This window comes from Myxacorys sp., from assembly GCF_059501405.1.
Genome location: NZ_JCACCM010000075.1, coordinates 26,737 through 37,406 on the forward strand (window position 1 = coordinate 26,737; position 10,670 = coordinate 37,406).

Consider the following 10,670-nt stretch of genomic DNA (forward strand, 5'->3'; position numbering starts at 1 on the left):
CTAACTCCTCTGCCGCGAGAGAGGGAAGTTAATCTAACTCTTGTTCCTTCTTTTATGGGAGAGGGCTAGGGTGAGGGCAAATCAAACCGTTCTATGAGTCTGTTAATCCGTCACAGTTGATAGCTGAATCCGATGGGTAAAATCGAAGATGAAACGCATCATGAAGCGATAGTTTTATTGTAAGCTGGCACATCAGGATGTATGTACTAAAATTGTCCTAGTTGGTTAGAGACGGCTTTATCAGTTATGGGATCAACGTTTCAGTTCGGAATAGTGTGCTTCATTCTGCTATTTGGATTGTCGCAATTTTTTCAGTGGGCGCAACATCTCACGCTGCCGTTACCTATTTTTGTGTTAGGCGGAGCATTTTTAGCGATCGCATCCAATTTCAACAAACGCGCCGGATTGCCCTTTAGCTTGCTGAACGAATTGTCTAAACCTTCAGAAACATCTGTCTCTAAACCGACTTCAGAACTGAATCCATCCCAAACGCCGCCGGTTTCGCCCATTGTGCAATCGTCACAACCTGTTTCGTTTACCATTCGTCAGCCAGAAAAGTAGCGGAGATAGGAAGCCAATCGTTCACAATAATGCTTCACAATGGAAAGTGCTGCATGTTGAAGATGGTATCCCGATCCTTATGAATGTTTGGCTGAACGCTTGGAAGCGGCGAATGATGATTTTTGCTGCTTGTAGTTTAATTGCGATCGCAACCCTTCTTTCTCTCACTCCTTCGGCGCGAGCAGGGATAGAAGACGATCGTTTTGATGGTGACATCTTCGCGCTTTATGCTGGAAACGGTTCCCTTGTTCCGCCAAAGGTAAAGTTAGCAACCTCACTAAAGCAAGGTAAACCAGCGCTGCTCGTGTTTTATACCGACGACAGCCGCGACTGTAAAGTTTTCTCGACGAATGTTTCTCGCATTCAAGGTTCCTACGGTCGCGTGATCGATATTTTGGCGGTTCGGGTGGATTCGTTGCCCGTGAAGGATAAGTTTAGTCCAACCGAGGAAGGCTATTACTACAAAGGCTTTGTGCCTCAAACGGTCGTGTTCGATCAGTCGGGCAAGGTGGTTCTCAACGAGACGGGGATAATTTCTTTTGAGCAGATCGACGATGTTTTTCGGAAGGTGTTTGATTTGTTGCCGCGATCGGAGTCGGTCACGCTCAAGCGGCGATCTGTAAATGAAGTCAACACCGAGCTTGTGCAAGAGTAAAAGACTCTAATTGACGGCTCATGAGGTTTTATCTCGCCCAGTTCCCCGACTCCCAGAGAAGTTGGGGAACTCTTTTTTTAATCTCTAAACTTGATTTCGAGAGCTGCAATATTGATTAGCAGTTCCCATTATTTGATTAGCAGTTGTCGTTATTTGATTTTGCCAACTGGTAGATAAGTTTCGTTTAAGCGAAATCCAATTAACCATAAACGTTTATTAATTATGAGTTCTAGTTTATTAATTTCGATTTCTGGCTTTCTAAATACTCTCAAACGAAATTAGATCATCTGAACAACTTGAAACAAGTTCAGAAAAACTACTGAAGAGATCGCGTGCCCCATAAAAATCGCGCTTTGTTTCATAGAGATTACGGTTACTGCTCATCAGACAGCTTGGCTACCTTGAAGTGGACATTTTTAACCAATTAAGGAGTCGGGTGATGTCTCGTAAAAAGAAGTATGCCTCTACAACCCTAGAAAAGGCTCAGACTCGTTTAGCGGCGTTAAAGTCCATCCGATCCACTCTAGATCTGGGCAATGGGCTAACGGTACAAGCGTATAGTCAACTGATCGAAGAAGCGCGTCAGAAGCTAGAAAATTACAACACCGCGCTATCGGTTGTGGATCAGTCCTATAGTGCCATGAGCGATGCCGAAAAAGTGATTGCTGAATGGACAGAGCGAATGCTAATTGCGGTTGCTTACCAATACGGCAAAGACAGTGAGGAATATCAGATGGCAGGCGGAACTCGTCGCAGCGATCGTAAGCGTCCCAAACGCCGAGACGCACAATCTACAGCAGAATCATTAGTTGGTTAGCGTTACTTCGGAGTGAGATTCCCTACTTTATCTTTAATCGTCCGTGAATATTCATGGACGATCATTTTTATGCTTGGGAGATTTTCTGAGTAGCAAAATGGCTAAAGCATTGGGTTAGAATTTTCATTCATCGGGCAATGATTCTATTTGCGTTTTCAAATCAGGATCGTAATGGGCTGATTTGAAATCTTTAGCTAATTTGATTTGCTCTATATCTAGATTTTTAGCCCCCCGAAAGTCCGCTTCGGTTACAAAAGCGCCATTCAGGATAGCTTTGTTGAGGTTTGCCCCCTCAAAATGGGTATTAGTTAAAATTGCTTTACTAAAGTCTACCTCACTTAAATCTGCACCTTCAAACCTCGAAAACGCAAGACGTGCAAATCCGAAATATGCCTTTGTAAGAACCGCTTTACGGAAACTTGCGAAAAGCTGTGTACCACCGAATTTTGCATCGCAAAGCTTTGCATCATCGAAAATTACATTGTTTCCTCTTGCTCCATAAAATTCTGCCTTGGATGATTCTACTTTGCTTAAGTCTGCGCCATTTAACGTAGTTGAAGATAGCTTAGTAACGGATAAAGATGATTGGTACATCTTTGATTGATTTAATTTTGTCCCAGTTAAGTCACAATAGCTAAGGTCTGCACCATCTAAAAAAGCGCCACTTAGATCTGCACTACTAAAATCTGATCCACCAAGACTAGCATTCACAAAAGATGCTTTTGTGAAATCGCTTTTTCTCAAATTTGTGCGCCTCAAGTCAATGCTTCCACTGTATCCCTCTGGGTCTTTTCGCTTAACAATTACAGCAATCACAGCTTGAATCTCAGCTTTGGGCGCAGATTTTGATTTCGCCATTGTTGAGTTTTCATTGCTATCTTCTAATTTTGAATTTTGACGAACAAAGGCGGTTAGCACTTGCATTACTGTCCAATAGTCTTGAGGAGAATCTTTAGCAATCCGTTCTAGAGAATAAATACCACCTAGTTGAATTGCTAGTTTAGTATCTCCCAATTGTTCGACTGCTTTTGAAAATCGATCTGTAATCAAACGTGACTGTGCTAATGCAGAATCTTTAATAGCTTTTCGAGACTCTTGTCTTAACTTTGCTTGCGTAAGTTTTACATTCCTCTCAGCAACTTTAAAGTTCAGGTATAGTATAAAGCCACCAGCAGCAGTTGCAACAGTTCCTATTCCTGAAACAATCAATTTTAGAATTTCCAGTGAAGCATCTAATCGTTGCTTTGCTTCAGCAGACGAATTGTTTTTTAGATCGACATAATTCTGCAATATCTCAGCAAAGGTGCACACTAAGAAAGCTAGACTTAACACTCCTACAAAATAGCCCCAATTTTTCTTCACCATCTGCATTAATCTGGTCTGCCATATAGTCACTAGCTTCATCTCATAGAACCTGAAGGCATTATGAATAGTTTATCGAATAGTGTAAAACAGCCATTCAACAGGGGGTGAGCCTAACTTCTTCGACAGTAGAACGGAAAAATCATTAAAAAGAGCGTGAGAAATACAGTCTCCTCCTCGATCTACCGCTAAGATGCGAATAAGAGCATCCGTGTTTCTTGTCCCCCTGCCTCCCCCTTGATGATGTCGCGAACCTACAGCACTCAAGATCTGCTCAGGATTCTGGCGCAAGAGCGGCAAGCCTGTATCGCTGGGCAACGGTTGAATCTAGCAGCGATTCCATCCGGCGTGAATCCGCTGATCGATCGCTTTGTCAATGCCGATGGAATTCAGCGATTCACGGCTTACAACGATTTTCGGCAAACCATTCATCGCTATCAGAAAGAACATCAGATTTCTGGTTTAGTCTGGGAGGAGATCCGCGTCAACGGTAAATCATTACGCTATCCCAAAGTCGATGATCAACTTGTGAGCTTACCAGACGATTTGAAAGTGCTGCGATCGCACAAAGCCACTGTCATCCATTTCTGGAACGACATCACCGCAACAATGGACTTATATCTGGGGCTCAACAGCGGCAAAATTTATCGCCCCATCTCCAAATCTGACTTCGATCGAATCCTCAAGCGCTCTGAATGGGCAAGCTTGACGCCACAAGGAAAAGCCGAAAACTTGGAAATCATTTTGCAACTCGGTTGGGGCAAGCCAGAAGAAGCCGTGTATCGACGCGGCTTTCCAGACTCTGGAAGTGAATACGTCCACGCTGTTCAACCTGGGAAAACACCGATTGGATAAATGATTGGAGGTGCTATTTTCGACGCGACTCAAGCCTATCGCTATCGCTTATGGCGACAGTGGAGCGATGCGCCGTCTATTGGATTTGTAATGTTAAATCCGAATTGCGCCGATGCCACAATCAACGATCCAACCATTCGTCGCTGTATTGGCTTTGCCAAAGCTTGGGAATTTGGGCGGTTAGAAGTCGTGAATCTATTTGCGTACCGAGCGAAGACGCCTAGTATGCTTAAACACGTCAACGATCCGATTGGCGCAGAAAACGATCTATATTTATCGACACTAAATCAACGTGTTGAAAAAGTCGTGTTGGCCTGGGGAAACTGGGGCAGATTAGATGGACGAGATCGCGCGCTTCTCTCTCTTCTTACACCCCAATCTGATCTCTACACATTGGGACTAACAAAGCTAGGACAGCCCAAGCATCCACTGTACTTAAGGCAAGATTCTAGCTTAAGCCTATTTTCAACGTCTGCACACATGCAAGCGCCCCCACCAAGCCGCCGCGGATACCCTCAAACATCGTAATTCCTGTGTCCAGAGTGATAGGATTTATGTCACATTCACTACTCCGAGGGAAGATCACTTTAACCTCCCGATCAGGCATGATCATGCGTGACTTTGTAAACAACGGTTAAACCAGAAATATCAAAGACATTCAGAAACATCAAGAGTGCAACATATTCACCATCTCGTTTAGTGGCTCAAAGGACTTCCCCTTGCGATATCCTTTAGATTTTGCAGAGCCAATCGCAACTACCTGTGAGCTATGCTTTGCCTAATGCAAGCATCGACTCGTGACCTTGCAGAAGTTGATGTGTAACCGAGATCGATCTGTCGCTTCTTTAAAAGCTAGTCTTGGTTTCTAGGAATACCGAGTCTTAATGCACCGCAACTCAGCAGGAAACTCCGCAATGGTAGGAGAGAGAATTGTCATTGTTGAAGATGAGAGCGTTGTTGCTCTCAACATTCGGCTGCGCCTAGAATCGGCTCAGTTCTGCGTGGCAGGAGTAGCAGACTCAGGCAAATCTGCGATCGCCCTGATCGCTGAGACTCTACCTGATCTAGTTCTGATGGATATTCGGCTTAAAGGGAGTCAGACGGGCATTCAAGTTGCTGAGACCATTCAAGAACGCTGGAATATTCCAGTTATTTACTTAACAGGCTACACAGATGACGCGACGCTGCAACAGTTAAAACAGACCTCCCCCTATGGCTATCTGCTGAAGCCGTTTGAACCGACGGAACTCTACACGGCGATCAACATTGCCCTCGATCATCACCACGCTCAAACCACGCTTCAGGCGCTCAACGCTGTTCTCGAACGTCGTGTTCAAGAACGGACACAAGAATTGGAACTGGCCAACCAACGGTTGCAAACTGAGATCATAGAACGACAACGGGCAGAAGCTGACGCCCTGCAAGCCCTAGAGAAAGAGCGGGAATTGAATGAGTTGAAGTCACGCTTCATCACAACCGCATCGCATGAGTTTCGGACACCGCTTTCGATTGTATTGACTTCTGCTGAATTGCTAGAGCGGTTAGGAACAGACTGTACAGAAGAACGGCGATCGCGCTACTTCTCAAAAATTCGAGAGGCGGTGCGCTCAATGACGGCTATTCTCACAGATCTGCTGACCTTAGGCAAAGCCAGCGCTAGCACGTTAGAGTTTCACCCGACCTCGTTTGATTTGGAAAAGTTTTGTCACAGTCTCTTATCCGATTTGCAAGTCGATTTTTCAAAGCCGCTTGGAACTGTTGGTCATCGGCAGCGATCGCTCGTGTTGGACTATGACCGCCATTCTATAGACGCTGATAAAGCTAGTCGCACTCAGGTCGAACTCGATCCAGATCTACTAGGTTTGATTCTTATGAATCTGCTTAGTAATGCGATTAAATACTCTCCGAATGGAGATGAGGTGCGGTTAGCCGTTGATTTTATCTCGGCTAAAGACACTTCAGCATGGGTGTTGTTTCGCGTGCAAGATCATGGCATCGGGATTCCCGCCGAGGACATGCCCCGCTTGTTTGAGTCGTTTCACCGCGCCAAAAATGTTGATACTATTCCGGGTACAGGATTGGGACTCGCGATCGTGCATCAGTGCGTCAAACTGCATGGGGGAGAGATTCAAGTTGAGAGTGAATTAGGGCAAGGCACAACAGTGACAGTGACCCTACCGTTGCCCTCTTCATTCGCATCAATCTCGCAAAATAGATAAAGCGGTAACAAATCTGAATAGGAAACCTTCTACAATGAACTGGATTTCACCCATGAGATGGTAGACCTATCATGCCTCGTCGCAACGACCTCCACAAGATTTTGTTGATTGGCTCTGGACCGATTGTGATTGGTCAAGCCTGCGAATTCGACTATTCTGGAACCCAAGCCTGTAAAGCGCTGCGTGATGAAGGTTATGAGGTAGTGCTGGTGAACTCTAATCCAGCGACCATCATGACCGACCCTGAAACCGCCGATCGCACCTATATCGAACCGCTGACGCCTGAGATTCTGGAAACGATTATTTCAAAAGAGCGACCGGACGCCATTCTGCCGACGATGGGCGGACAAACGGCGCTCAACTTGGCTGTTGCCCTTGCTAAAAATGGCACGTTGGATAAATACAACGTCGAACTCATTGGCGCAAAGCTACCCGCGATCGAGATGGCGGAAGATCGCAAACTGTTTAAAGAAGCGATGCAGCGAATTGGGGTTGGAGTCTGCCCATCGGGTCTAGCTGAAACAATGGCGGAAGCCAAAGAAATTGGGCAAGAAATTGGGTCGTATCCATTGATTATTCGTCCTGCCTTTACGATGGGCGGCAGCGGTGGCGGAATTGCTTACAATCAGCAGGAATTTGAAGAGATTTGCCAATCGGGTCTAGATGCGAGTCCCGTTTCTCAAATTCTGATTGAGCAATCTCTGCTGGGTTGGAAGGAATATGAACTCGAAGTGATGCGCGACTTGGCAGATAACGTCGTGATCATCTGCTCGATTGAGAACCTTGATCCAATGGGCATTCACACGGGAGATTCAATTACCGTTGCCCCGGCCCAAACCTTGACGGATAAAGAATATCAACGCCTGCGGGATGCGTCGATTAAGATCATTCGCGAAATCGGCGTCGAGACAGGCGGATCGAACATTCAGTTTGCCGTCAACCCCGTTACGGGTGATGTGATTGTGATCGAAATGAATCCTCGGGTGTCGAGGAGTTCGGCGTTAGCCTCGAAGGCAACCGGATTTCCGATCGCAAAGATGGCGGCGAAACTCGCGGTTGGCTATTCGCTAGATGAAATTCCAAACGACATTACGAAGAAAACGCCTGCCAGTTTTGAGCCGACGATCGATTATGTCGTCACCAAAATTCCTCGCTTTGCATTCGAGAAGTTTCCGGGATCAAAGCCTTATCTGACGACGCAGATGAAATCGGTTGGGGAAGCGATGGCGATCGGACGCACCTTTCAAGAATCGTTTCAGAAAGCCTTGCGATCGCTGGAAACGGGACGCGCTGGATGGGGATGTGATCGCGATGAAAAATTGCCGAGTCTAGAGCAAATTCGGGCAGGACTGAGAACTCCCAATCCCGATCGCATCTTTACTGTCTATCACGCCATGAAAATGGGCATGAGCGTCGAGGAGATCTTTGAACTTACCAGCATCGATCCGTGGTTTCTCGATAAACTCGCCGACTTACTGCAAACAGAGAAATTCTTGAAGCAGACCGCGCTAGAGAAGATCAGCAAAGATGAGATGTATGCGATCAAGCGAAAAGGATTTAGCGATCGCCAGCTTGCCTACGCGACTAAAACAACTGAAGATGCCGTCCGCTCGTACCGCAAATCCCTCGGCGTGATTCCGGTCTACAAAACGGTGGATACCTGTGCGGCAGAGTTTGAAGCCTTCACGCCTTACTACTATTCGGCTTACGAAGAAGAAAGCGAGGTGTTGCCCTCCGACAAGCCAAAAGTAATGATTTTGGGCGGCGGACCAAACCGCATTGGTCAAGGCATCGAATTTGATTACTGTTGCTGTCATGCGGCATTTGCCTTGCGCGAAGACGGCTACGAAACGATCATGGTGAATTCCAATCCAGAAACGGTTTCGACGGATTATGACACGAGCGATCGCTTATATTTTGAGCCGCTTACAAAAGAAGATGTCCTCAACATCATCGAAGCCGAGAATCCGAAAGGCATTATTATTCAATTTGGCGGACAAACGCCCCTCAAACTGGCCGTTCCGTTAGATAAGTACTTAACGGAAACAGACACAGAAACGCAGATTTGGGGAACCTCTCCCGACTCGATCGACACTGCGGAAGATCGAGAACGCTTTGAGCGAATTTTGCGAGAACTCGACATCAGACAACCGCCGAACGGCATGGCGCGGAGCTATTCAGAAGCCAAAAAAGTCGCGAGAGACATTGGCTACCCGGTCGTGGTTCGTCCGAGTTACGTTTTAGGTGGACGAGCGATGGAGATCGTCTACTCAGACACGGATCTCGAACGCTACATGCGATATGCCGTTCTCGTTGAACCCGATCATCCAATTTTGGTCGATCGATTTTTAGAAAATGCGATCGAAGTGGATGTCGATGCGATCGCAGATGCAGGTGGAAACGTGGTGATCGGCGGCATCATGGAACATATTGAACAAGCAGGCATTCACTCTGGCGATTCTGCTTGCTCGATTCCCACCATGACCCTAAAGCCCGAAGCTCTCGATCGCATTCGTACTTGGACAACTCAACTGGCAAAAGCACTCAAAGTCGTTGGCTTGATGAACATTCAATTTGCTGTACAAGGCGATCAGGTGTACATCATCGAAGCCAATCCTCGCGCCTCTCGAACGGTTCCGTTTGTCTCGAAAGCGATCGGCGTTCCGCTTGCAAAAATGGCGGCTCGAATTATGTCTGGCAAAACCTTGGAGCAATTGAACTTTACTCAAGAGGTGGTTCCACGTCACGTTTCTGTAAAAGAAGCGGTGCTGCCCTTTGATAAATTTCCGGGAACCGACACGATTTTGGGGCCTGAGATGCGATCGACAGGTGAAGTGATGGGCATTGATGTTGATTTTGGCAGATCCTATTCAAAAGCCGAACTCGCCGCCAGTCAACGGTTGCCGCTCAAAGGTACGGTCTTTGTGTCGATGAATGATCGCGAGAAAACGGCGGTTGTGCCTGTGATCAAAGACTTAATCGAGCTTGGCTTTAGTGCGATCGCGACTGAAGGCACTCGCAAAACCCTGATGGAGCACGGTTTAGATGTGAAGCTCGTCCTGAAACTACACGAGGGCAGACCCCACGTGTTGGATTCAATTAAAAACGAACAAATTCAGCTGATCATCAACACGCCCTCTGGTCAAGAAGCGCACGAAGACGATCGCTTGATTCGTCGAACTGCACTAATGTACAAAATTCCGATGATCACCACGATCGCAGGAGCCAAAGCAACAGCGGCAGCGATTCAGTCGTTACAGTCCCAACCCCTAACGGTGCGATCGCTGCAAGAATATCTAAGCTAGTGATCTGTTGATTTGAGAATGAGGGATGAAGTCGTTCTTACTTTTTCATCCCTCTTCGTAAAGCGTTGCCGCAGGCGTCCCTTGTTTGACAAAGCACTAGAGAACAGAAGGTTGTTTCGGAGAGCGCATCAGCCTTGCCGAAGTTGAGATGTAATATGATTGACGATCGCGTTGGCTTTTTAGAAAATTGGCAAGATGCCGTTGTAGTTTGGAGTTTTGTCGCGTTCACCCTATTTGTGGCATGGCGAATCGTCGTCAGTAAACCCAATTAATAATGTCCTAGACCCGTGTCCAGTCGTTCAGCGTCAGACCCAATATTCGGGTTGGATCAGGTCGATGGCGATCGCAAGTAAGTTTGCAAATTTGATTCGGCTAAAGAGTATCCAGAATCGAACTTGGGCACGCTGACGGTGAATGTCTGTTGAACCCGCTATACGCCAAAGGGTCATCACCAACGGCAACCAGGGATAAGTGAGGCGAACCACGCGCCAGAAAAGTTTGCAGGACATTTTTGCTCAAGCGTTAATAGGTTGGACATTCAATTCTGTACGCCACCTTGCAACAGGCTTCTCCCACGCCTCTTCCCATTTCTGGGCAATCAGCGGTTTGGCAAGCCTTCCCATTTCCCAACCCTGTACGATCGCTGCCAGCATAGGAGAGAGTGCCTCCGGCCGAAACAGCGTTGCACTAATTAGCGCATTGGCAATCAGCAGGCTTGACAGGGGAAGCTGAAACTGTGCCAGATAGAAAGTTTGCAAGCCGATTTCACCGATTTCGCTCGTATCAAACCCGGTAATGACATGCCAGATGTCATGGGTCTGCTGCCAGCGATTTTCTACATAGTAGACTTAATCGGAAATAGGCAGTAGTCGAAGCCAGACAACAAGAGGCTTTCA

General features: G+C 46.7%; 9 protein-coding genes and 1 pseudogene. 7 read left to right on the top strand and 3 right to left on the bottom strand.

Annotated features, from left to right (window positions below):
- The first annotated feature begins 246 nt into the window (after positions 1-246).
- The 3 genes from AC5I6P_RS07390 to AC5I6P_RS07400 all read left to right on the top strand — a co-directional run bounded on the left by AC5I6P_RS07390 (position 247) and on the right by AC5I6P_RS07400 (position 2,033).
- Complete coding sequence (locus AC5I6P_RS07390) at positions 247-561, top strand: hypothetical protein (protein ID WP_495693110.1); 315 nt, start codon at positions 247-249, stop codon at positions 559-561.
- Between the two features lie 79 nt (positions 562-640).
- Complete coding sequence (locus AC5I6P_RS07395) at positions 641-1,216, top strand: thylakoid membrane photosystem I accumulation factor (RefSeq protein ID WP_495693111.1); 576 nt, start codon at positions 641-643, stop codon at positions 1,214-1,216.
- A 439-nt stretch (positions 1,217-1,655) separates the two neighbouring features.
- Positions 1,656-2,033, top strand: a complete 378-nt coding sequence (locus AC5I6P_RS07400) for a hypothetical protein (protein WP_495693112.1) — start codon at positions 1,656-1,658, stop codon at positions 2,031-2,033.
- A 123-nt stretch (positions 2,034-2,156) separates the two neighbouring features.
- Here AC5I6P_RS07400 and AC5I6P_RS07405 read toward each other — a convergent pair whose 3' ends face one another.
- Positions 2,157-3,398, bottom strand: a complete 1,242-nt coding sequence (locus tag AC5I6P_RS07405; protein WP_495693113.1) for a pentapeptide repeat-containing protein — start codon at positions 3,396-3,398, stop codon at positions 2,157-2,159.
- Between the two features lie 237 nt (positions 3,399-3,635).
- On the opposite strand from AC5I6P_RS07405, the gene AC5I6P_RS07410 reads away from it, so the two are divergent.
- The 4 genes from AC5I6P_RS07410 to carB all read left to right on the top strand — a co-directional run bounded on the left by AC5I6P_RS07410 (position 3,636) and on the right by carB (position 9,774).
- Positions 3,636-4,250, top strand: coding sequence for a hypothetical protein (locus AC5I6P_RS07410; RefSeq protein ID WP_495693114.1), 615 nt, complete (start codon positions 3,636-3,638; stop codon positions 4,248-4,250).
- Positions 4,251-4,778, top strand: a complete 528-nt coding sequence (locus tag AC5I6P_RS07415; protein ID WP_495693115.1) for a DUF1643 domain-containing protein — start codon at positions 4,251-4,253, stop codon at positions 4,776-4,778.
- A gap of 386 nt (positions 4,779-5,164) precedes the next feature.
- Positions 5,165-6,469: a hybrid sensor histidine kinase/response regulator gene (locus AC5I6P_RS07420; RefSeq protein WP_495693116.1), complete on the top strand. Its 1,305-nt coding sequence runs from the start codon at positions 5,165-5,167 to the stop codon at positions 6,467-6,469.
- A gap of 71 nt (positions 6,470-6,540) precedes the next feature.
- Complete coding sequence (gene carB, locus AC5I6P_RS07425) at positions 6,541-9,774, top strand: carbamoyl-phosphate synthase large subunit (protein WP_495693117.1); 3,234 nt, start codon at positions 6,541-6,543, stop codon at positions 9,772-9,774.
- Between the two features lie 305 nt (positions 9,775-10,079).
- Here the strand turns inward: carB and AC5I6P_RS07430 are convergent, their stop codons facing one another.
- Together AC5I6P_RS07430 and AC5I6P_RS07435 are read right to left on the bottom strand one after the other, a co-directional pair.
- Positions 10,080-10,283, bottom strand: coding sequence for a hypothetical protein (locus tag AC5I6P_RS07430; RefSeq protein WP_495693118.1), 204 nt, complete (start codon positions 10,281-10,283; stop codon positions 10,080-10,082).
- A gap of 6 nt (positions 10,284-10,289) precedes the next feature.
- Positions 10,290-10,604, bottom strand: a pseudogene (locus AC5I6P_RS07435) (Coq4 family protein); the annotation flags it as partial.
- Positions 10,605-10,670 lie beyond the last annotated feature (66 nt).